Annotated in this window: 23 protein-coding genes; 13 read left to right on the top strand and 10 right to left on the bottom strand. The window is 63.9% G+C overall.

Features of this window, described 5'->3' with window-relative positions; translation table 11 throughout:
- Positions 1–152: 152 nt before the first annotated feature.
- The 5 genes from ACFQZZ_RS03595 to ACFQZZ_RS03575 are packed head-to-tail and all read right to left on the bottom strand — an operon-like array spanning position 153 to position 7,029.
- On the bottom strand, positions 153–1,121 hold the full coding sequence (locus ACFQZZ_RS03595) for a hypothetical protein (protein ID WP_378673789.1): 969 nt from the start codon (positions 1,119–1,121) through the stop codon (positions 153–155).
- Positions 1,122–1,138: 17 nt separating this feature from the next.
- Positions 1,139–1,927: an HAD family hydrolase gene (locus ACFQZZ_RS03590; protein WP_378674075.1), complete on the bottom strand. Its 789-nt coding sequence runs from the start codon at positions 1,925–1,927 to the stop codon at positions 1,139–1,141.
- 59 nt (positions 1,928–1,986) lie between these two features.
- Entirely contained in the window at positions 1,987–4,590 is a 2,604-nt protein-coding gene (locus ACFQZZ_RS03585) for a phosphoribosyltransferase (protein ID WP_378673787.1), read from the bottom strand.
- A complete protein-coding gene (locus ACFQZZ_RS03580; protein WP_378673784.1) occupies positions 4,587–5,798 on the bottom strand; it encodes an HpcH/HpaI aldolase/citrate lyase family protein in 1,212 nt (403 codons plus the stop codon). Before ACFQZZ_RS03580 ends, ACFQZZ_RS03585 begins: the two co-directional genes overlap by 4 nt.
- Positions 5,799–5,811: 13 nt before the next feature.
- Positions 5,812–7,029, bottom strand: a complete 1,218-nt coding sequence (locus tag ACFQZZ_RS03575) for a hypothetical protein (RefSeq protein WP_378673782.1) — start codon at positions 7,027–7,029, stop codon at positions 5,812–5,814.
- Between the two features lie 263 nt (positions 7,030–7,292).
- On the opposite strand from ACFQZZ_RS03575, the gene ACFQZZ_RS03570 reads away from it, so the two are divergent.
- The 3 genes from ACFQZZ_RS03570 to ACFQZZ_RS03560 all read left to right on the top strand — a co-directional run bounded on the left by ACFQZZ_RS03570 (position 7,293) and on the right by ACFQZZ_RS03560 (position 9,866).
- Positions 7,293–7,868, top strand: coding sequence for a TerD family protein (locus tag ACFQZZ_RS03570; protein WP_378673781.1), 576 nt, complete (start codon positions 7,293–7,295; stop codon positions 7,866–7,868).
- Positions 7,869–8,058: 190 nt separating this feature from the next.
- Entirely contained in the window at positions 8,059–9,159 is a 1,101-nt protein-coding gene (locus tag ACFQZZ_RS03565; protein ID WP_378673779.1) for a DUF475 domain-containing protein, read from the top strand.
- Positions 9,160–9,245: 86 nt separating this feature from the next.
- On the top strand, positions 9,246–9,866 hold the full coding sequence (locus ACFQZZ_RS03560; protein ID WP_378673776.1) for a Tellurium resistance: 621 nt from the start codon (positions 9,246–9,248) through the stop codon (positions 9,864–9,866).
- Between the two features lies 1 nt (position 9,867).
- Here the strand turns inward: ACFQZZ_RS03560 and ACFQZZ_RS03555 are convergent, their stop codons facing one another.
- Positions 9,868–10,767, bottom strand: coding sequence for a DMT family transporter (locus ACFQZZ_RS03555; RefSeq protein WP_378673773.1), 900 nt, complete (start codon positions 10,765–10,767; stop codon positions 9,868–9,870).
- Between the two features lie 83 nt (positions 10,768–10,850).
- Between ACFQZZ_RS03555 and ACFQZZ_RS03550 the strand changes: the two genes are divergently transcribed.
- Positions 10,851–11,390 (top strand): CGNR zinc finger domain-containing protein, encoded by a 540-nt coding sequence (locus ACFQZZ_RS03550; RefSeq protein ID WP_378673770.1) that lies wholly within the window; start codon positions 10,851–10,853, stop codon positions 11,388–11,390.
- A 40-nt stretch (positions 11,391–11,430) separates the two neighbouring features.
- On the opposite strand, the gene ACFQZZ_RS03545 is transcribed toward ACFQZZ_RS03550, so the two are convergent.
- Entirely contained in the window at positions 11,431–12,831 is a 1,401-nt protein-coding gene (locus tag ACFQZZ_RS03545; RefSeq protein WP_378674073.1) for a hypothetical protein, read from the bottom strand.
- Positions 12,832–13,068: 237 nt separating this feature from the next.
- Here ACFQZZ_RS03545 and rpsF point away from each other — a divergent pair, with 237 nt between their 5' ends.
- The 5 genes from rpsF to dnaB all read left to right on the top strand — a co-directional run bounded on the left by rpsF (position 13,069) and on the right by dnaB (position 16,774).
- Entirely contained in the window at positions 13,069–13,356 is a 288-nt protein-coding gene (gene rpsF, locus ACFQZZ_RS03540; RefSeq protein ID WP_328407491.1) for a 30S ribosomal protein S6, read from the top strand.
- 83 nt (positions 13,357–13,439) lie between these two features.
- A complete protein-coding gene (locus ACFQZZ_RS03535) occupies positions 13,440–13,985 on the top strand; it encodes a single-stranded DNA-binding protein (RefSeq protein ID WP_378673766.1) in 546 nt (181 codons plus the stop codon).
- 56 nt (positions 13,986–14,041) lie between these two features.
- Positions 14,042–14,293, top strand: a complete 252-nt coding sequence (rpsR, locus tag ACFQZZ_RS03530; protein ID WP_328407495.1) for a 30S ribosomal protein S18 — start codon at positions 14,042–14,044, stop codon at positions 14,291–14,293.
- A gap of 17 nt (positions 14,294–14,310) precedes the next feature.
- A complete protein-coding gene (rplI, locus tag ACFQZZ_RS03525; protein ID WP_378673763.1) occupies positions 14,311–14,763 on the top strand; it encodes a 50S ribosomal protein L9 in 453 nt (150 codons plus the stop codon).
- 631 nt (positions 14,764–15,394) lie between these two features.
- On the top strand, positions 15,395–16,774 hold the full coding sequence (gene dnaB, locus ACFQZZ_RS03520; RefSeq protein ID WP_366530188.1) for a replicative DNA helicase: 1,380 nt from the start codon (positions 15,395–15,397) through the stop codon (positions 16,772–16,774).
- Positions 16,775–16,870: 96 nt separating this feature from the next.
- On the opposite strand, the gene ACFQZZ_RS03515 is transcribed toward dnaB, so the two are convergent.
- Complete coding sequence (locus tag ACFQZZ_RS03515) at positions 16,871–17,623, bottom strand: hypothetical protein (RefSeq protein ID WP_378673761.1); 753 nt, start codon at positions 17,621–17,623, stop codon at positions 16,871–16,873.
- A 410-nt stretch (positions 17,624–18,033) separates the two neighbouring features.
- Between ACFQZZ_RS03515 and ACFQZZ_RS03510 the strand changes: the two genes are divergently transcribed.
- From ACFQZZ_RS03510 to ACFQZZ_RS03495, 4 genes are all read left to right on the top strand, one after another.
- The gene (locus ACFQZZ_RS03510; protein ID WP_378673759.1) at positions 18,034–18,312 is read left to right on the top strand and encodes a recombinase family protein; all 279 of its coding nucleotides are present in this window, start codon (positions 18,034–18,036) and stop codon (positions 18,310–18,312) included.
- Positions 18,313–18,335: 23 nt separating this feature from the next.
- A complete protein-coding gene (locus ACFQZZ_RS03505; RefSeq protein ID WP_378673757.1) occupies positions 18,336–19,136 on the top strand; it encodes an ADP-ribosyltransferase in 801 nt (266 codons plus the stop codon).
- A gap of 217 nt (positions 19,137–19,353) precedes the next feature.
- Positions 19,354–19,953 carry a dihydrofolate reductase family protein gene (locus tag ACFQZZ_RS03500; RefSeq protein WP_378673755.1) on the top strand — a complete coding sequence of 200 codons (600 nt, stop codon included), beginning with the start codon at positions 19,354–19,356 and terminating at the stop codon, positions 19,951–19,953.
- Between the two features lie 749 nt (positions 19,954–20,702).
- On the top strand, positions 20,703–21,065 hold the full coding sequence (locus ACFQZZ_RS03495) for a hypothetical protein (RefSeq protein ID WP_378673752.1): 363 nt from the start codon (positions 20,703–20,705) through the stop codon (positions 21,063–21,065).
- A gap of 371 nt (positions 21,066–21,436) precedes the next feature.
- Here the strand turns inward: ACFQZZ_RS03495 and ACFQZZ_RS03490 are convergent, their stop codons facing one another.
- Both ACFQZZ_RS03490 and ACFQZZ_RS03485 read right to left on the bottom strand, forming a co-directional pair.
- A complete protein-coding gene (locus tag ACFQZZ_RS03490) occupies positions 21,437–21,685 on the bottom strand; it encodes a hypothetical protein (protein WP_378673749.1) in 249 nt (82 codons plus the stop codon).
- 130 nt (positions 21,686–21,815) lie between these two features.
- Complete coding sequence (locus ACFQZZ_RS03485; protein ID WP_378673747.1) at positions 21,816–22,547, bottom strand: helix-turn-helix domain-containing protein; 732 nt, start codon at positions 22,545–22,547, stop codon at positions 21,816–21,818.
- Between the last annotated feature and the right edge of the window lie 74 nt (positions 22,548–22,621).

Here is a 22,621-nt window from a genome sequence, read left to right as displayed (position 1 = left end):
GAATGGCTGTGGTCACGTTCTCGGGCATTTCTCTATCGAGGGCTGCGAGATCCGCACCCCGTGTCACAGCCGGACACCCCGTACAAACGGTGTACGGCTGCTACACGGGGTGCGCGGTCGACTAGCACCACCATGGGGCTGGGGGCATGGTTTCAGGCTTGTGTGGTGAGCCAGGTGTCGTCGGCACGCAGGTATAGCGAGCCGTCGCGGCCCTGGCCGCAATGCATGACGACTCGGCCTGGTACCCGAAGTTTGTGGCGGCTGGTCACCGTCCAGGTGGTGTCGTGCAGCTCGGCGCGGATCAGTTCGGTTGACCGCTCGTTGTGGTCGCGGACGGTCAGCACTGCGCGGTTGTCACGTATCGCGAACCCGTCCGGTTGCGAGACGGGGCTGCGATAGCTGGACACGTCGCCGGTTGAAGGGGTGATCCTGGTCAGAAAAGTGCCGCCGCGCGGCGGGCCTGGACTCAGATCCCCGCCGCGGAGGGGACCGGCATACCAAGCCAGCCACACCTGCTCGCCTTCGGTCGCGGCGGTGCAGCCGTCAAGCGGAACATCGGGCAACCGGCGCTGAGGAGTCCATATCGCACGGCCTTCGGTGTCCCAACCCGCCAGGCCCGCGCCCGATTCGGGGTGACCCCCATAAATGCCTTCGTCCCCATAGGCGGTCCAAATACCCCCGCTGCGGTCGGTGACCAGAGTCGGGATGTCATCGCCGATACAGAACTGGTCCTCCGGTGCCCCCGAGCCGGAGAGCACCACGGCATTCGGTTCCCAGCTGTCTTGCGCCTCGGTCCGCCGAGTACGTCCACCTGCCAGGAGGAATCGAGAGTCCGGGAGCAGGGCCAAGTGACTGGGCCGAACCCCGATGTCCGGCACCGATATACGCTGCTCTTCCCGCCCTCGGATGACGACCAGCTCGCCCGCGAACGGGATGGCGGTAGGCCACCACCCGACCCACCCTTTGACGTATTCGCTGTGGTTCAGATGCCGCCGATGGACCAGCAGGATCGCCAGCTCCCCCTCAGGGCCGACACTCCACCAGAGCGCCCGTCGTCCTCGTAAGGTATCGGAGGCGGGCAGTCGCCACACCGTCCGGATCTCGGCCTCGGAAGCACTCAAAACTTCGATCGCCCTGCCTATTCGGACTGCGGTGGCGCTGCCTTGATAAACCAGTTGATGATTTCCTCACCGGCCAGGATGCCGGAGGCGCGGGTGATGGTGAGGTTGGGATGAGTCCAGTTGAGTTGTTCGAGTTCACCGTGGCGCGGGCGGATGGCGGAATCGGCGGCGCGGAGCATGTCGGCGTCGAGGGCTCCGTCGCCCGCTGCCAATGTCTTGGATTCGCGGGAGAGTTCACCGGATTCCATCAGTCGACGGCGGACTTCCTGGACGGCGATGCTCTTGCAGACGGCCGTTGGCATGGCGTAGATCTTGCGGCCCTGCTGGGAGGCGGACCAGCCGCGGGCGCGACACCAGGCGTCCCATTCGGCAAGGAAGCCCTCGGGGACCGCCTTCGGTTTCACCACGAGGTAGCAGAAGAGGTCGTCGGCGACGCGGAACTTGGTGACCCACGAGTCGTCTATGCGAGCACGGAGTTCGGTGACGATCTCCGAGAGGGTAGCGCCGTTGGCGCGGACCTTGGCGTCGATGTCGATGCGCCAGCGCAGGTCGGGCACGCCATCCACGAGGATGTTTCCGCCGTTGCTTGTGATGGCGTAGCGCCAAGGGGCACCGGGTAGTTGAATGCGATTGAATTGCTTGATGGTGCGGGTGGTGGTGGGGATGACCGCGGCCGGTTCGGTCAGGGTTTGCATCCGGAGCGCCGCGGCAGTCGTCATGAAGGACAGCGGCGCGCCCTCGAGATGTTCTACGCATACCGTCGGCACTTCGGAAGTGGCGCTGAATGCGTTGCGCGAGTAGATCATCGTTCGGTCGAGATCGGTAGCAACCAGCGTTTGTCTTCGTGGCCTGGATAGATCAATCACTACTGCACATCCTTGATAAGTCCCATACATGAGTAAGCCAGGTCGGGCACGACCTCGACCGGAACGTCGCGGGCCGCGGCGAGCATCCGGATATGCGCATGCTCGGGAGCCTCGGCCTCGCGAACGAGTACCCGCCACGGCAGCCGACGCAGCAGCACCCGGGTGGTTTCTCCGACACCGGGTTTCACGAAATTCACGCTGGCGATGCCGTATTCCGCGCGCACTTTCTCGACCGAAGTCCAGCCGGACCAGGTGGGCGTGCGGTCACCGTCGCGAATGGCCACGATCTCGGCAGGAACCCGGTCTCGGACCGCATCGAACGCAGCATCCACGGTCTCGAGCAAGCGGAGCGATACATCGTCGCCCGCAAGCTCGCGGTAGAACTTGGCGCCATGGAATTCGCCCGGTCCGATCAACGTATCGTTCAGCACCGTACGCGAAATCAAGCCGGATACAGTCGAATTCAGACAGGCTGAGGCGATCAGGAAGTCATCACGGGTGCCGTAGGTACGGACACAATGTCCCGGGTCGGCGAGTACGGCCAGCTCACCATTGAAACGAGCACCGCCTGCCGCATGGTACGCATCCAGGGCCTCGGTGAGTTCCCTGGTGATAGCCCCCTTCCCGGTCCAGCCGTCCACGAACACGACAGACGCCGGGTCATGGTGTTGCGCAAGGTAGTCCAGCGCGACAGAGTCGATGCCGCGATCGCGGACGATCGACACCGCGTAGTGCGGCACGTCGAGACTCGGCAGGCCCGCACCTCGATCGGACTGCAACCAACGGCGCATGAGAATCCCGACCGGTGTGCCCGCTCGCGCCAGCGAAACGAGCACGATGTCGTTGCCCCGTTCTGCCACCACGAGTTCCGATACGGTGGCAACGGCCAGCGCCAGCCGCTCAGCAGTATCGGCCAGCACCTCATCGAAGAGGCCGCGGTAGGCGGCATCCGGCTGGTATTCGATCGGTAGCGACTCCGCGTAATGCGCAACACCGGACTGGATGCGGTGTTCCCGCTCGGCCACATCGGCCTCGAGGTCGACGTCGGACAGATCCTTGAGCAGCCACGAAACCTCGTCGGCCGCATACGATCCGAATTCGGGGCCATGCAACGGCGCAGGTAGCCTCGACTCCGATCGCGAGATGGCGATCCGCTCGGCGTGCAGCAGGCGCGGATCGGCACCCGTAAGGACTGCCACCACCACATCCGCGCCCGATGCGGTCAGCACATCGACCAGCCCATCGTCCGCGATGAGTTCCGCCGTGTCGGCCGGGGCATCGATGACAACGACCAGGACCGGATCGGCTATCGATCCGTTGAGATCGCCACCCGCGAACGGATTTTCCGAATTTCGAGCGAGGTCTTCGCCCGCGCCGACGAGTTGTTCGGACCGCTGCCCGCCGCGCGGGGGCTTTCGGTCGTGCTCGCCGGAAAACTCCTCGGTCCAGTGTGCGTTGTACAGGTAGCGAGGCTGCTCCTGACCGGCTTCCGGAGCGAGGAAACGGAATCCACGACGCAGCGGATACCCGGGTTCGTCCAGCACGTAGGCCGGCGACCGGGTGGTGGTCTGATACCTGGTCGGCATACCGGATTCGGCGAGTTCCGCCGCCATTCGCAGCGGCATATACATCAGCTCTTCATGCGCGAGCACGATGACGGGCCTGCCGTGGAAGTCCGTACCGAGCTTCGACCCCAATACCTCGGTCGCCGCGGTGACCGCGGTATCGAAAGCCGCGATGTCCGAACGCAGGATCCCGTGCCTGCCACCCTCCGGCACCGACGCGGGCCACGGCAGTTCGACCCTAGTGAACGAACCACGCTGCTCGGCAACCGGATTGAGCTCGGGTTCGGGTAGCGCGGCGACCGCGTCCACCAAACCGTCCGGCAGCGCGGTACGTCCGGACGCCAGGCACACGGTCTCGATCCGTGCCCCGATGCGCCGCGCCGCCTCTTCGAAGGCGACGCGGTCGGTCTCGGTGCGCATGTCCACGAGCGAGGCAAGCACGTAATGCGACCTCGGCGAGAATGCGTGCAGCGCATGGATCGCATCGAGTGCCGTTGCACCGGTAGAGATTTCGTCGTCAACCAGTACCAGTGGGAGATCGTTGGCAAAGATGTCAGCGGGTGCTGGTTGCAGTTGGTGTGAGGTGGCGTGCGAATGCCCCTCTTCGAATCCGGTGAGCGTCTGCGCCTCGGCAACATCTCGCCGTGTCGAATGCAGGTAGCAGCCTGCCCCGATCCGCACCGCCACGCAATGACCGAGACCCGTTGCGGTCTCGGCGAACCCGAGTACCACTGCCTCACGCTCACCGAGCACTTCGCGCACCAGGTCGCCCAGCCGGTTCCCCGCGTCGATCACGACCCGCGGATCCGTCGGCAGATGCTTGCCGAGCACGGTCGATACCAGTAGATGCGCGCGTCGAGGGTTACGCCGCAGCCCCGGCTGGATCAGCGACCCGATCGACAGCTCTATCGGCAACGCACTGATCGCCGCGTCGGGATCGACCGGTCCGTACGAATCGTCGTGCAACAGCTCCATACCGAGAGTCCGCGTCGCCCAGGGGATTCTGGACCCGATCACCTCGACAGCGGTGCCGCTCATACCTTCACCATCGCCGACAGCAGATCCACGAACGAAACTCCCTTATTAGCCACTCCGAACACCCGCGCCCGCAGCAATGTCTCCCGTGCCCAACTACGATGCGGCCGCATCTCATTCATCTTGTTGCGGTATCCGGATGCCGCGACGCCACCCACATCGACCTGAAGAATGTCGAGCGCGTCGGAGTACTCCTCATGCGTCACTACGGACAACGCGTGCACCGCGGCCACGTGCGACGGATGGATCACCGTCTTGCCTTGGATGCCGTTGGCCCGGTCCAGCGTGATCTCGCGCAGCAGCCCGTCCAGATCCCGGCTGACCAGATACTGCCGGAACGGCACCGCGTCCGACTCCGCGAAGGGCGCGGTGCGCAGCAGCGGCCGAAACATCCGCTCGTGATCGGCGAAGTACTCCCATACCGGGCCGGTGATCACGAAACCCGTACCATCCGCTCGCCCAAGGTAATTCACGATGTCGGCGATGACATCCGCAACCACCCGCACGTCGTAGATCGTCAGATCCCGGTCGCGCCGGATACCGAAAGTCGAGCACATGTCGGTGGCACCGACCCGTACCGCGAGCACCCGCTCCCGGTGCTCCGCGAGCAATGCCGCGATCTGCGTCAGCTCGGCATCGCGGGTCTGCCGATGCACCAGCCCCGGTGATTCGAGCACCGGCATCCCGTATATCGGCCGGTCGAGCAGCTCGGCGGCCTGCTCGAGCGCGTCCAGATATTTCGGCCCGGTGGTGCTGTCGAATTTGGGGAAGACGAATCCGGTGAGTACCGCCGCGCCCGCCCCGAGTTGCTCGACGATCTCGGTGATCGCGTCCGCGTCGCGTACTCGGACAAACAGCAGCGGATTCGGATTCTCGCTGGCCGACAGCAGATCCAGCGTCGCCACCGTCTGCTGTTTGGCGAATTCCACTTCGTCGTCGGCGACCGCGTCCTCGAGATCGATCACCATCGAGCACACGCCGCGCAAGGCGCGTTTGCTGATCGTCACGGCGAGATCCGGCCGGGTGGCGGGCGCATACAGCGTGGCGCCGAGCGCGATCGCCAGCAGCTCCCGGTCGGCGTGGTCGCCGAACGGTTCGGGCTGCCGGTGAAAAAGGTGCCGCGCCTCCGGGCCGTGTAACTGCCGAAAATGGCGCAGCGGCAGTCGTTTCCGCAGGGAAACCGCCTGCGGGACGGCGATGCCTGCGGTCATCGTTGCCCCATTCTCATGGTCGTCGTGGTCCTGCTTGTTTTCTCATTCGATCCACTACCCCGGCTATGAATTCGGTGATGGAATTCAGTTCGGTCACATAGGCCCAGTAGTCAGGGTGTCGCCCCGACAGCGTTTCGGCGATTCGGTCGATACGGTCCACCTGTGCATCGAGCACAGATCCCCATTCGGCGGTGAGCCCCCGGCCCACCGCGAGCATTTGTGCGTCCCGCAGCCGAAATCGTACGGCCTTGGCCTTCTCTTGCGGGTTGTCCCGGACCTCGCGCAGCGTGGTCAGCCGTTTGGTAACGGCGTCGACCTGCTGCTCGGCCTCGGTCAGAGACCCGCGCGCGGATGTGGTCAGATCAAGTGCAGACTCCGGGTTGTTCTTGGCCAATGCCACGCGCGCCCGCACGAGGGCTGCGTCCGCGGCATCGATGGCCCGTTGGCTTTCCCGCCCATTGTTAGCCAGATCCGCCGAACTTGCAGCATTGAACTCGCGCAGCAGCGTCGAGAAGGTAGGCGCCAACCGTTCGGCCCTGGTACGTACGGCCGCCAGCCTGGTGCTCGCCGAACCGATCGCGGTGGTCGCGGCCTGTTGGCGAGATGGGGCCTGCGCCAACGCTTCCGTCAGTTCCTTGGTCGCTGCTTCGAGGCGATTGGCAGCGTCTCGGACGGTCGCGGCGGTGGCATCGGAACCGGCGGCTTCCAGTGTGATCAGAGCCTCATCGACAGCGTCGGCGTGACGGCGCACCGACGGGTAGTCGGCGTATTCGGACTCGGCCGCCTGCCTGCGGACACCCGCGGCAGTGATCTTCACCTGCTGGGCCAGCTGCGGCACCGTCCGGTAGACGGCGACGGCATGCTCGAGCTGCGCCTGGTTGCCGCCGTAGAAGTCGTCCACCACCACTGCCGCCGCGTTCAATTGCCGGACCAGGGCATCGGCGCGGGCCTGCCCGTGCGGAACCGGGGTTCCGTCCCGCTCCGCGGTGTCCAACTCGTCGTTCAACGCCAGGTACGCGCCCGCGGCGTCGTAGCACCCGCTGCGCACCGTTTCCCAGCGCGCGCTCATCCGCCGATTGGGGAACACCTGCTCGGAGGCGTGCACGGCCGCCTCAGCGGCGCTCTGGCGCCGATCCATGTCGAGGAACGCAGCAGTCAGGGCCGGCCGGGCCTGCTGAATCCATTCATTGCTCCCGGACGACCGGAACCATCCACGCCTGCGGCCTGCCACGTTCCGATCGTATGCGGTGAACTCGCCTGCGCTCGTTCAAGCGCGGGACTGTCGACGGACTCCGTCCGGCTGCGCAGCACCCGGCGGTGAACTCGCCTGCGCTCGCTCGAGCGCGGGACTCGCTTGCGGCTGGAGATGTTCCAGTTGGACGGGGGTTACACGGGTTCCTACGCAAGTTCGTCGAAACCTACTACTGTCGTATGTCGTACCCGGCGATTCGGACATGCTGGGAACCTCATACGTCTATTGAAAGGGATTTCCGCATGGGTGTCAGTTTGTCCAAGGGCGGCAACGTCTCGCTGACCAAGGCGGCGCCGAACCTCACCGCCGTCGCAGTCGGCCTCGGGTGGGACCTGCGGTCGACCACCGGTACCGACTTCGACCTCGATGCCAGCGCCATCGCGACCGGTGCGGACAAGAAGGTGCTGTCGGACCAGCACTTCGTCTTCTTCAACAACCTCAAGTCCCCGGAAGGCGCCATCGAGCACATCGGTGACAACACCACCGGTGAGGGCGAGGGCGACGACGAGGTGATCAACGTCGACCTGGCGGCCACCCCGCCGACGATCGAGAGCATCTTCTTCCCGGTCTCGATCTACGACGCGGAAGGCCGTCAGCAGTCCTTCGGTCAGGTGCGCAACGCCTACATCCGCGTCGTCGATCGCGCCAACGGCACCGAGCTGGCTCGCTACGACCTCACCGAGGACGCCTCCACCGAGACCGCCATGGTCTTCGGTGAGCTGTACCGCAACGGGGCGGAGTGGAAGTTCCGCGCCATCGGACAGGGCTACGCTTCGGGTCTGGCCGGTATCGCCCGCGATTACGGCGTGAACGTCTAGTACCACCTCGCGTACCAGGGGGCTCGGCGACGGGCCCCCTGTTCGTGTGGCAACGCGCCGTTGCGCACGCCACACCGTTGGACAACCGCCGATTCAGCAGCCACGCTGGAACTAGCCGTCACCAACTCGGTCTCATCATTCGCACGTGCTCGGACGAACGTCCGAGTCGCCGCACAGGAAAGGTCCCCGCGTGGTCCTGCGCATTTTCGGCATGTCCTTCATCGTCACGGTGGTTTCGCTTATCGTGGCGTTCCTGTACGGCGGACCGACCGCGCTCGCGCTCGCCGCGATCCTCGGCATCCTCGAGGTCTCGCTGTCGTTCGACAACGCGGTCATCAATGCGACTGTGCTGGAACGAATGAGCCAGTTCTGGCAGAAGATCTTCCTCACCATCGGTGTGGTGATCGCCGTCTTCGGTATGCGGCTGGTCTTCCCGCTGGCGATCGTGTGGATCACCGCGGGCCTCGACCCGGTGCAAGCCTTCGACCTGGCACTTAATCCGCCCGCCGACGGCGCCGCGACCTTCCCGGATGGCAGCAAGAGCTATGAGACATTGCTCACCGACGCGCACCCGCAGATCGCCGCGTTCGGCGGCATGTTCCTGCTGCTGCTGTTCCTGAACTTCATCTTCGAGGAACGCGACATCACCTGGCTGTCCTGGTTGGAGCGGCCGCTGGCCCGAATCGGCAAGCTCGACATGCTTTCGGTTGTCGTCTCCGGCGTCGCGCTGATCCTCACCGCGGAGCTCATCGCCACCGAGCACGAGCGCGCCACCGTTCTGGCCGCAGGCCTGCTCGGCATGATCACCTACATCGCGGTGGACGGGCTCGGCTCGATGTTCCACACCGAGGAGCACACCGAGGGTCCTTCGGAACTCGCCAAAGCTACGGGCAAGGCCGGGTTCTTCCTGTTCCTGTACCTCGAAGTACTCGACGCGTCGTTCTCGTTCGACGGTGTGATCGGCGCCTTCGCCATCACTTCCGACCCGATCATCATCGCGCTCGGCCTCGGCCTGATCGGCGCCATGTTCGTCCGGTCCATCACGGTCTACCTGGTGCGCAAGGGCACACTGTCGGAGTTCGTGTACCTGGAACACGGCGCACACTGGGCGATCGGCGCGCTGGCCGTCATTCTGATGGTCTCGATCGGCGTGCACGTCGACGAAACCATCACCGGCCTGATCGGTGTCGCGTTCATCGGCGCGGCGTTCATCGCCAGCATCATTCGCAATCGTCGCGAGGATGACGCCGAAGAGGTGAAGAGCGAGCGAGAGCCGACGCCGGTAGGCTGAGTCCGGCAGACAGCCGAAAAACTTTGGGCGGCAATGGCTGTATACAGCCATTGCCGCTTTCTTTGTGTACAAGGGGGATCGCGCTCATGGCGAACGACAACACTCCTGGCCTCGCCCTGCCGAAGGTGAAGCTGTCGAAGGCGACGCCGAGCACCACCCTCACCAAACCCGGTGACCAGCACGGAATACTGCGGGTCAACCTCAACTGGTCCACCGGATCGAAGGGCTTCTTCCGCAAGACCAAGCCTGTCGACCTGGATCTCGGTTGCCTCTATGAGCTGTCCAACGGCGCCAAGGGCGTGGTTCAGGCGATCGGAAAGAACTTCGGAGCACTGGAATCCGAGCCGTACATCTTCCTCGACGGCGACGACCGCAGCGGAGCGGCGAGCGCGGGCGAGAACATGCACATCAATCTCGGTCGGCCTGAACTGTTTCGGCGCATCCTCATCTTCGCCGTCATCTACGACGGCGTCCCGAACTGGGCCGCCGCAGACGGCGTGGTCACGCTGTTCCCCACTTCGGGCCCGCAGATCGAGGTCCGCCTCGACTCCCCGGTGAGCGGCGCTCGCTCCTGTGCCGTTGCGCTGCTACAGAATCAAGGCACCGGCATTACCGTGCACCGGGAAGTTCACTACGTCGACGGCGCCCAGCGTGCCATCGACGAGGCCTACCGATGGGGCATGGACTGGCACGGCGCGAGCAAGTAACTCAGCGCACGTCCGCCGCCACCACCTGCCGCCGTTCGACCGTAACGGCAGGTCGGCGTGACGCGAGCACCATACCGATCACACCGACAGCGAGTCCGGCAACGGTCAAGGGCCGCAAAGGTTGATCGATGAGCAGCCAGGCCAGGATCGCGGTCACCACGGGGGTAGCGAAGAACAGCCTGCCGACCCGGGTCGCGTCCCAGCGCCGGAGCATGTGGTTCAGCAGTAGGAACGCGACAATCGAGTTCATCAGCACCATCCAGATCAATGCCTCCGCGAATCGAACCGTGTCCCAGACCTGCAGTTGGCCACCGGCCCAGGCCAGCAGACCCGCGATCGGCGCGCTCGCCGTGACGTGCACCGCGGTCGCCGCGCGCGGATCGACCTGCGGGACGAACCGTTTCTGGTAGACGGTCCCGATGCTCAGGCCGAGTAGTCCCACCACGCACAGCAGCAGACCGACCATCGACATGGTCGACTGGTCCAGCACGGCCAACCCGACACCGATGCCGCCGATCGCGAAGCCGAACCACTGTCGCATCGTGACGGTTTCGCCGATAAACCCGGCGAACAACGCGATGACCACCGGATTCAATCCCTGCACCAGCGCGATGACGGCGCCGGAGACCTGGTGGCTCATCGCGGTGTAGAACGCCCCGAACTGCACGATCTGCATCAGCAGCCCAGCGACAACCACATGCCGGAGTTCGACTCCGTGCGGCCATCGGGCCCCTACCGCTCGGACGTACAGCGCGAGCAGCAGTCCGGCGACGGTGAACCGCGCGAACAACACCATCAGCGGCGGTGCGGCCCCAACGCCGACGATCCCCGCGATGAACGCACTACTCCACAACAGAACGAAGAGCGGCTGCATGGCCACCGTCGCGATTCGATCCTTCACGGGCCCTCCCGATGCAACCGGCTAAAGCGGTTACTACCGTTGCACCTCCGCTCCTAACCTGTCAAGGCGGTTACTATGAGAAGGTGTTCGCCTTCGTAAGCGGTAACCTCGCCCTGGACTTCGCTGGCACGGTCAAAGCCCGTGCCACGACGTTCGACGACTACCTCGGCACACCGGCGGATCTCGCCGAATGGTTCGTCGCCGCCGACCTGCTCGACGGCGAACCACTCTGCGACACAGCGATATTCGACCGCGCCGTACGCCTGCGCGAGGCCGGATACCGGCTGGCACTCGCCGCCGCGCGCGGCGAACCGTTCGCCGAGGCGGATCGCGGAACCGTCAATGAGCTGGCAGTCGGCGAACTCCCCCGGCTCGCGTTGCAATCCGATGCCACACTGATCCGCACGGGCACCCCCGATGCCGCCCTCGCCGCCGTCGCCCGCGCCGCCGTCGAAATGCTCGGCGGACCCGATCGGGGGCTGATCAAGGAATGCGGCCGGCCCGAGTGCACCCGCCTCTACCTCGACTCCTCACGGGGCAAGTCGCGCCGCTGGTGCGATATGACGCTGTGCGGCAATCGCGCCAAGAGCGCCGCATTCCGCGCCAGACAGACCGCGGACTGACCGCATACCCAGCCCGACCTGCACGTTCGGCGGACACCCGCTAGGTAACGGGCACCATATCGCCGCGATCGAAATGCGGTATCGGCGGCGGCGCGGAGCGGAATCCGCGCGGCATCGCCCGCACGAACAGGAAGAAGAACACCACAAGCAGAATGGCGCGACCCCAGACGCCGAACTGGACCACGCTCTCCATCTGGTCCACCGAGGTGCCGGAACCGATCGAATAGAAGTATCGGAACACCCCGATACCGATCGCCGCATCGGCCACCAGGTAGGCCCCGATCGCCGACCACGGCACTTCGAGCAATACCAGGAACGGAATCAGCCACAATGTGTACTGCGGCGAATGCACCTTGTGGAACAACAGGAATCCGCACAGCATCGCGCCACTGACCCCGATCCACGGGAAGGCGCCGGCCATCGTGCATCGCTTCCAGCCCAACCACATCGCGAGTGCGAAGGAAGCGAGCACCAAGGTCGGCGACGCGATCGACACCGCGTGCTGGAACGCTGTCTCACTCTCGATGTCCTGCCCGAACAGCTGCCGAAGTCCCCAGTACCAAATGGAATTCGTGGTGATGTCGGCCTGGCGCAACTGCTGGAAGGTGATCGACGCCCGCCAGCCCTCGTAACCGGCAAGCGCGAAAGGCAGATTCACCACGACAACGGTGCCGACGGCGGCGGCGGCGCTCATCAGCGCGCCGCGCACATCCAGCCGCGCCGGCTCCGGATCGGCGCCAGCGGCCATATCGCGTCGGCCGCCGGTGAGCACATAGGCCATCAACGGCAGCACGAAGATGCCCGGATACAGCTTGAAACAGAAACCGACCCCGAGCAGCACCGCGGCCAGTATTCCCCTGGTCCGCAACGAATATCGGGTCATGGCGGTCACCACATACACGGCGGCTACCGCCGTGCACACCACGGGTAACTCCCAGTTGTGGAATGCGTAGAGCACCAATGGCGGCCCCGCCGCCCACAGCAGCGCCGCTCGTCCGGCCAGTCGAACAAGCAGCCATGCGGTCAGCAATGCGAACGGCGCCAACAGCAAGGCGGAGTGCGACAGGAATTCGGCGTCATTGTCGGCGCCGACCGCGCCGAGCCACATCAGCACGCCGCTGAGCACCGGATATTCGACCGCTCCCCCGGTCAGCGTCCCGTCCTCGGTGATGCCACCATCGACGTACGGAAAGACGTGGTTGTCGATGTCGCGCCCGAGCCACAGGAACTGGATATCGGAATAACAGACATCCGAATCCTTGAGCACATCGAATACCGCACTGCGCCCGTCCTCGCCGAACGGCGCACCCGTGCAGCGCGCCTTGTTCAGATACGCGAGCGCCAGCGTCAGCCCGCACAGCAGCACCACAACCGCAGCGAGCGCCGCTGTACGCGTCACCCGCCCTGCGATCCTGTCGCTGGCGGCCAGTCCGGTCGGCATGACGACCAGCCTAAGTGGCGGGGCCACGCTCCGCCCTTGTCCCCCGTGAATGCGTTCATAGGTCGCGACGTCTGATTCGTCCGCACTGGGTGGCTCGCCGGGCATGCCCAGAACCAGGAGGGGCTAGTTTCGCTGCTCAGGGGCTGCTCATGTAGCCTTGTCGGGTTGCTGACGCAACGACCCTCCTGCCACGGAAAGTCCGTGGCCGTTTCCTAGTCCACAGGAGGTGATTGGTCCGTGCGTCATTACGAAGTGATGGTTATCCTCGATCCGAGCCTGGACGAGCGCACCGTAGCTCCGTCCCTGGAGACCATGCTCGGCGTGGTTCGTACCGAGGGCGGCAAGGTCGACAAGGTCGACATCTGGGGCCGCCGCCGTCTCGCCTACGAGATCGCCAAGCAGGCCGAAGGCATCTACGCGGTGGTCGATCTGACCGCTGAGCCCGCCACGGTGAAAGAACTCGACCGCCAGCTGGGCCTCAACGAGTCGGTGCTGCGCACCAAGGTTCTGCGCCACGGCAAGTGACTCTCGATTGCGTCGGTGCCTATCTCTAGGCTCTAGCGCAACAGCGAGTGCATTGCGGACTGCAACCGAGCAGGAGGAACCACATGGCAGGCGACACGGTCATCACCGTCATCGGAAACTTGACGGCCGACCCCGAGCTTCGATTCACGCCCGCGGGCGCAGCGGTGGCGAATTTCACCGTCGCTTCGACTCCCCGCGTGTTCGACCGTAATTCGAATGAATGGAAAGACGGCGAAGCGCTTTTCTTGCGCTGCAACATCTGGCGCGAAGCTGCGGAAAATGTCGCTGAAAGCCTGACTCGTGGTTCCCGTGTCATCGTGAGCGGACGACTCAAGCAGCGCTCCTACGAAACCCGCGAGGGTGAGAAGCGCACTGTCGTCGAGCTCGAGGTCGACGAAGTCGGTCCCTCGCTCCGCTACGCCACCGCGAAGGTCGCCAAGGCCAACCGCGGCGGTGGCGGCGGATTCGGTTCCGGCGGCAGCGGTGGCGGCGGTGGCAACTTCGCTCCTGCCGGTGGCAGTGGTGGCGCAGCGCGTTCCGGCGGCGCCGAGGACGACCCTTGGGGCAGCGCACCTGCGGCAGGTTCCTTCGGGGGCAACAGCCGCGTAGACGACGAACCGCCGTTCTGAGAACGGCATTCATCGGCCCGGATTCACTTGGGCCATCAATGATTACGGAGTAAGACATGCCTAAAGCGCCAGCGCGCGAGAAGGTGCTGAAGAAGAAGGCTTGCACCTTCTGCAAGGAAGCCAAGACCGGCACCGTCAATATCGATTACAAGGACACGCAGCTGCTGCGTAAGTACGTCAGTGATCGCGGCAAGATCCGCGCTCGCCGGGTGACCGGTAACTGCGTGCAGCACCAGCGCGACGTCGCCGTTGCCGTGAAGAACTCGCGTGAGGTCGCACTGCTGCCTTACGTGTCCACGGCTCGCTGAGACAGGGAGGCATCGCAATGAAGTTGATTCTGACTGCTGATGTGGACAACCTCGGTGCTCCCGGCGACACCGTGGAAGTCAAGGATGGCTACGGCCGCAACTACCTGCTGCCCCGCGGCCTGGCGATCGTTGCCAGCCGTGGCGCTCAGAAGCAGGTCGAGGGCATCCGCCGGGCGCAGGACGCCCGCAAGGTGCGCAACCTCGATCACGCCAACGAGCTGAAGCAGGCCATCGAAGGCCTCGAGGCCGTGTCGCTGTCGGTGAAGACCGCCGGCACCGGCAAGCTGTTCGGCTCGGTGACCCAGGCGGATGTCGCCGCGGCCATCAAGTCGGCGGGCGGCCCCGTTGTCGACAAGCGCAGCATCGAGCTGCCGAAGTCGCACATCAAGACGATCGGCAAGCACGACGTTGTGGTGCACCTGCACCCCGACGTGATCGCCAAGTTCGACCTTCAGGTCGCCGCGAACTGAGTTCGCTCCGAAGGCCACTCTCGTGTTCGGCACGAGAGTGGCCTTCGACTGTAATAGCTAAGTATTTGCCCCTGACGCAAATGGTGATCTGGGTCATGCTCGGCAAGTCGCCGCAACGGTTCTACCTCTGGTTATTCCGCTTGTGGATCATCGAGAAAACCGACCGCCCGAAATGTGATGCAGGCCATATCGGTAATCCACACTGTTTTACCCAACACGCCCGGCTGTTCAACTTGACCGACACGCCGTCACGACATTCATCCACACGTGGACAGATTCAGAAATCGATATCTATCAGCGCGTTTGAATGCAGTGACCTGGGTTTTCCCCAAGTAGTACACAGGGGGTGCACATCGTTAGGTAAACAGTCCCCAACTTATCCACAGGTGTGTGCACAGTACGGTTTGGTGACCGCCCTACCGGTCGCCTAGGTTCATCGCAAAGTCATGGACGAACCAGCGGGAACGTCATGATTCGGTACCTGCCGAAACGGTTGCTGGAACCCGCTGACGGCGCCCGCGAACGGTGTCAGCCGCACTCGCTGCTGCATGCCGAACGTGTCGGTACCCGGGAGTACAACGAGTCATCGATAGTGTGAATCCCGGTCGTGGGGAAAGGACGGTCGAGTCTGGTGGCAGTCGTCGACGACCGCGGACACGCGGAATATTCCGAACCGCCTGGCGAGGACTTCGGCAGGCAGCCTCCACACGACCTGGCGGCCGAACAGTCGGTGCTCGGCGGCATGCTGCTCAGCAAAGACGCCATCGCCGACGTCATCGAGGCGCTGCGGCCAGGTGACTTCTACCGTCCCGCCCACCAGGCCATCTTCGACACGATCCTCGATCTCTACGGTCGCGGTGAGCCCGCCGACCCCGTGACTGTCGCCGCGGGCCTCGACCGCCGCGGCGAACTCAAACGCATCGGTGGCGCCCCCTACATCGTCACACTCACCCAGACTGTCCCGACCGCCGCCAACGCCGGCTACTACGCCGAGATCGTCGCCGAGAAGGCCATCCTGCGCCGCCTCGTCGAGGCGGGCACCCGCATCGTCCAATACGGCTACGCGGGCGCCGACGGCCAGGACATCGCCGAAGTGGTCGACCGCGCGCAGGCCGAGGTCTACGAAGTCACCGAACGCCGCACCACCGAAGACTTCCTCCCCCTCGAAGAGCTCCTCCAGCCCACGATGGACGAAATCGACTCCATCGCAAGCCGCGGCGGCATCTCCCTCGGCGTCCCCACCGGCTTCACCGAACTGGACGAGGTCACCAACGGCCTCCACCCGGGCCAGATGATCATCGTCGCGGCTCGACCCGGCGTCGGTAAATCGACCCTGGGAATGGATTTTATGCGCAGCTGCTCTATCAAGCATGGGCTGCCAAGTGTCATCTTTTCCTTGGAGATGAGCCGGACCGAGATTGTGATGCGTCTGCTCTCGGCCGAAGCGAAGATCAAGTTGGGTGATATGCGTTCCGGTCGGATGAGTGATGACGACTGGACCAAATTGGCGCGGCGAATGAGTGAGATCAGTGAGGCGCCGTTGTTCGTCGACGATTCACCCAACCTGACCATGATGGAAATTCGAGCCAAGGCGCGTCGACTCAAGCAACGCCACGACCTGAAACTCGTTGTCGTCGACTACCTCCAGCTGATGACGTCCGGTAAGAAGGTCGAATCCCGACAGCAAGAGGTCTCGGATTTCTCGCGAAATCTGAAGCTCCTCGCCAAAGAACTCGAAGTCCCCGTCGTCGCCATCAGTCAGCTGAACCGTGGTCCCGAACAGCGAACCGACAAGCGCCCCATGGTCTCCGACCTGCGCGAATCCGGCTCGCTCGAACAGGATGCCGATATGGTCATCCTGCTACATCGCCCCGACGCAATCGAACGCGACGACCCACGCGGCGGCGAAGCCGATCTAATTCTCGGTAAGCACCGTAACGGCCCGACCGCAACCATCACCGTCGCGCACCAGCTGCACCTGAGCCGGTTTGTGGATATGGCCCGCGGATAGGCGCAGCTTCCCCGCCGTTTGGGCGTCAGGCCGCCGGGTCCTACGGCCCGGAGAGAACGGCGCGGAGCAGCGGTTCTACGAATGGATCGTCTTCGATCACAAACCATCTCCTGTGATCGCCGCGCGCACTCTCGTGATTTGTGTCCAGTTAGGGGACAAAATTCCGGGAGGGAAGACCTTGTCCTCGCCGAAGTTGAAGTCATCGTCGATGGTGCCGATGCACGCGCGGCCGGTGGGCGCGCTGTAGAAAAACCACCGGCCGAACTTCAGCCTCGTGATTTGTGTCCAGTCGTTACCGAAAGTCCCGGGAGGAGGAACGTATATTTCCGAGATGAAGTTGTTGTCGTCGATCGCACCGATGGCCACGCGGCCGTCGGACCCGCTGTAGAACAGGATGCGATCAGAGTCCAGGGAGATGATCTCCGTCCAGTCGTTGGCGAAGCTTCCTGGGGGGATGAACGTAAAATTCCCAAACATGCCATCGGAGTTAGCGGTACCGACAAGACCCTCGCCGGTGGCCCGGCGATAGTACAGGTTACGACCGCCGCTCAAACGTACGATTACGTTCCAGTCTCGCGAGAAAGTCCCGGGGGGAAATACCTTACGATCCCCCATGGCGAGAGAGTCGTCGTCACCTTGGATTTTACAGATGCACCCGCGGCCGCTGGACGCGCTGTAAAACAAGTAGTTATCGAAGCCCACCGGTGTGATTTGCGTCCAGTCGACGGCCAAACTCCCACGCGAGATCTTCTTGAAGTCAGCGAGGTTGTTGTCTTCATCGACGGTACCGAATACTCCGCCACCGAGGGACGCCTTGTAGTAGAACAGCATTTCTGATAATTGCGCCATCACATCGCCTCTCTGTTCCTGTATTCAGCATGCACTGCCGGTAGCTACCGAGTGATGCCCACGAAGATGAAATTCGCGTCGATATCGGCCTAGGCAACGCCATCGCGATCAATTGCGGCACGGGGTCCGACTGCCACCCCCCGCCGCACGTGGCGTACGTAGCGCTGTGAAGTTGGCGGACTTCTGTCTCTCAGTATCGACAATTCCGGGCAAAAAGTCGCGGGCACGGACAGATCTCACCAACACAGCTGACTCCACTGAGATAGAGCCACATGACACTCCGATGTCGCGCAGCCACTGCCAACTTCGTGTCGCCTCACACTGGCCCGAGGATCGGAAGGAGATCCGTTCGGCACATCACCTTGGCCATGCTCCTTCAACGAAGGGATGCTGTCCGTTACGCTTCCGCCATGTCCGGCACGTTGATCGGCTACGCTCGCCGCACCCGAGATCTCACCGCCCGACGCGACCTGCTGCGCGAGCTCGGTGTCACCGAGGAACGCATCTACCTCGACCACGGACTGCCCGGCATCACCCGCAAACGCCCGGCGTTTGATCAGGCCCTCGCGGCGGTACCTGCCGGCAACACCCTTGTCGTGCCGAAACGCGACCGGCTCGCCCGATCCGTCCCCGACACGCGCGCGATCGGCGACGACCTGGCCGCAGACGCACAGGGCACGATTGCCTGAATTCGGTTCAGACGGGATTCCACGTGAGCGCAGCCAGCGATGCATGGAAGGAAGTTTGCGATTCTCTGTCGGGGAAGATCGAAAAAGCCAGTGAGGCCGCATCAAAGATGTCTCGAACGGCTGGCAGCAGCCATGCAGAGCAGGCGGCTCATACATTTGGAGCCAAAGACGAAGAAATCAAGGAAGTAATCGACGCGACCGGGAAAAAGGATCGTGAGCTGTCTGCGGCGCAGTCACGGCCGGAACCGAAGACATTCGCCACCGGACGCCTGGCACACACCTACGGCACACGAGTGTGGGGCGAGACGGTCGAACGTCTCGATCCTGACGAAATCAGGCTGCTGCGCACATACACGGAGTCCGACTACAGCATGATAAACGGCATGTTGCGCGGCCAGCTCCCGTCTATGCCCTCTGTGCAGGAGCGCGTATTCGCGCTGGACGAAATATTGCGGAAAAAGCCAGTACCCGAATGGGTTCAGGTCACCAAAGCCATCCAGCCCAGCCGACTGTTTCCGGGCCGGAACATCGCTGATATCACCCCTGGCTACACCGGAAAACTTCCCGACTTCGTGAGCACGGCCATGCACCGTGATGGTATAGAAGTGATACAGAATCTGGATAGTCGGAATGTAACCGCGACGTTCGATGTGCCCCCGGGAACGCCGGGGATCTATCTGGGCGGCATCTCGAGCCGGCCCGAGGAGCTGGAATTGCTACTCGGACGGGACCTGGATTACCAACTCACACAACCAATCCGGCGCATAGACAGCGCCTGGAGCCCCCGATGGGCGGCGAACATCAGGATCATTCCGCCGAGTTGAGCCCTTCGATGGCCACTTGGCCAAGGCGTTCCACTGCACAGCTGAGACCCATTCGCTCCACAGATGACAACGCCCTGGCTTGGTGTCGGTGGTGTCTGGCTCCGACCGGTCCGCAAGTCATGTCGAAGATGGGCGCCTGGCTCCGTCCCAGTGAGTGACAGAGCTGTTCCGCGACGCGAACGCGGAGCGGTGGACAACGACCAGATGGAGGCCAAGGATGCGGAAACTGATCGCGAACGAGTGGATGACGTTGGATGGGGTGGTGCAGGCTCCCAGCTATGCCGATGAAGACGTGACCGGTGGCTTCGAGCACGGTGGCTGGCATGCTCGCTACTTCGATGACCCGTCCATGAACTGGGTGATCGAGAACGTGCGCGGCGCGGGTGGCTACCTGCTGGGGCGCGGTACGTATGAGATCTTCGCTGCTCATTGGCCGAACGCGCCGCAGGATCAGCAGGTGCTCGCCGAGCCCCTGAACGCGTTGCCGAAGTATGTCGCCTCGACGACTCTCGACGGGCCGCTCGGCTGGCAGAATTCGAAACTGCTGCAAGGCGATATCGGTGCGGCCGTGCGCGCACTGAAGGCGGAGGAGGGCAAGGACCTCCATGTAATCGGCAGTCCCGGGCTCGTCCAGAGCCTGTTGGTCCTGGGCCTGGTGGATGAGCTCCGGCTGATGATCGACCCGGTGGTGGCGGGTGGCGGCAAGCGTCTCTTCCGCGACGACGGTGTGCTTCGACCGCTGCAATTGACTCACAGCCAGGTGACCAGCACGGGCGCGATTATCACGACCTACGCTGTCGCAGGTGGCCTAGGTTAGCCGCGCCGACAGCTAGGGCAGGCCAGCGGGTAGGCGATGGGCGCGGAGCTGTGGTCTGACACACGAGACCAACGCCAGACCACAGCCCGGATTCCTCAATGAATCCGAATACATCCTGTGGGTCTCACACGGGCAGATCGACAGTCGATCGCCAACCGTCGTGCGTGACCGATGTGTACCCGAAAGGCGGACAGCGCAGGCACTTCACGGCCAAAACTGTGTCTCACGTCGATGTGCCGCATTCACGGGCGTCGGAAATAGTTGCGCCCCATAATGTTCGGCCGTGGTTGCTGGATGCGGCTCAGCACTCACTCGGAGCGTCCACACCACCCGGGCGGTACCACAACCCGTTGCGTGGGGGTCTGCAACCGTTCGGGGTGGCGCGCGCAGATCGCTGTGCGCCGACTCACCTATCGCTGGCTACGAGACATCAAGGGCTACCCGCAATTCGCGGGGCCTTGGTTGAGGGTGGGCTATGGTCTATGACGCACGTGCGGTCGTCGCCACACCCTGCTCGAGGGCGCGACCGTGGGATCTAGCACTGAAATCCCCACTCGGCCCGGGTTTCCGGACCCCGACGGCTCGACCTGAGCCCGCCTCTCACTGGCTGGGCTTCGGTGCGGCCTGGCAATTCTCCCGAATCCTCCACACCTGACCGGCTTCACGCGACGTTGGAACGTCGACATGCCGTACGAAACGTAACATTCAGCGGCTCTCAACCGAAGATCACCTGACACCGAAGGAGTTCCATGAAAAAAACAATTGTTGCCGCCGCACGAGTCGCGACCGCTGGCTTTTCGGGTCTGGCCGCTGTAGCAATTATCGGCTCCGGCGCCGCCCAAGCGGCGCCGCAGGATTGCACAGTCGAGCGAGATCTTTCCGGTGCGTCGGCGACGTGCCAACCCGACGGGGGAAGCAGCTACGTCTTGCACGTCGACTGCTTCGGCCTGTATGCAAGCGGGCCGTTCCCGCTGTACGGTGTCGGTTCCTATTCTGTACTCAGCTACCCATTCACGCCGGCAGGCCAGCGCATCACCACAGGCTGCACGGGTATGGGTCCCGGCGTCATCGCCGTGACCACCAACGCTTACGTCGAGATCTATCGCGGCTAGCGGTGTTTGGGCCGTAGCGGGAGTTCACTCAGTGCCGCGGAAACGCGGCAGCCAGGCCGACGGCGGGACCGCGCATGAGCAGCTACGACTGTGGACCTTCGATGGCACCTGGCAGCTGCTGCTGGACGCCCCCGATTGAGGCAAGGCAGGTTCACATGAAGGTGTCTTCGAAATCGGTCGTGTTGCAGCATGGGCGGCGATCGGTGTTGCGTGCCTTATCTACGCCCCAATGGCAATCGAATATATGGGGCAATACTTCACCGCGAATTCGCCGGAGCTGTACTTGCGTTTCTCTCCGCCGTGGTGAGTCTCAACCCTGACTCGACGGTTGGATCGCTGGTTCACCACCAACTGCCGACTTCACCAGGCGTTTATGGCCTACATGTTCGCGATGCCGCCCCGATGATCCGGATCATCGTGATAATGCTCTTGGTGGCGGTGTCCGGCCCGCGATTGCCATGGGCGCGCGCGTGGCGGGTGCGCTTGGGTTGCTCGGCGCAATCCTTGTCGGCGCTGAACTCGTCGGTCGGGTCGACCTGCCCATCGCGGCGGTGACCGCCGAGACCGTAGTTCTGCTCCTCGCGTGTATGGCCCTGCGTCTTCGATCCCGATCGCTTCATTGCGGCGGAGCCACGCGGGCATAGCCCCTGGCGCCGTCCATCCGGTCGACGCAACGTAGCTGCACTGCTGCGGATTTCGCGCCGACGAATGGCTTCGACAGTCCTGTTCGACGGATCCCCTCGCGATGCCTTACGGGAGCAACCCCCGGCCGCTGCGGGCGGCCAGGTTCTGCCGCCACTGTTCCATGGCCTGCTCGAGGGCTTCGCTCACGAGGATAAGGAGTTCGGCGGAGGATTCGAAGCGGACGCCCGCCGGGGTCGCGGCCCCGAGAATCTTTGCGGCGCGCCGTGATTCGGCCGCTTGGGCGTAGTTCATCTGCACGGACGCTTGAAGGTTGCGGAGCCAGATCTCATCGTCGATGACGTAGCGTTCGCGCCGCCCGCCGGGAACTCGCTCGCGCCTGACTATTCCCTGCTGTTCGAGGAAGGCGACGGCGTGCGAGACCGACGCCGGGCTGACGCGAAGCCGCTGGACCAGGTCCGCGGCGGTGAGAGCGCCTGAGTCGGTGATGTGCAGGCAGGCCAGCACCCTGGCCTCCATCTTGGGCAGCCCCTGCGCGACGAGGAGGTCGGTGAAGGATTCCGAGACGTCCTGGACCGCTTGGGGATCGCGCCCATAGCCGCTGTCGGGAATCGGCGGCGCCGGCGGCTGAGCCTGCTTGCGCCGACGCGCACGCTGCCTGGTGTCCTTCTGCGCCCGGTCCGCCCGGTAATCACCGGGCCCGCCGTTGCGGGTGACCTCCCGCATGATGGTCGAGGCGGGCCGCTCCAAACGCCGCCCGATTTCCGCGTATCCGAGTCCCTCGGCCAGCCCCGTAGCGATGTGCTGACGGTCCTCATTGGTGAGTCTGCCTCCGGGCATCGGCGCCGGTCTCCTCTCTGTCGACATGCGCGCAGCTCAGCGCCCGCGCACCCGCTGCTCAGTATGCATTCACA

It is taken from the genome of Nocardia sp. GCM10030253 (assembly GCF_042675075.1).
Classification (GTDB): Bacteria; Actinomycetota; Actinomycetes; order Mycobacteriales; family Mycobacteriaceae; genus Nocardia.
The sequence above is the reverse complement of the archived record's forward strand: the minus strand, read 5'-3'. Positions and strand labels throughout refer to the sequence as shown.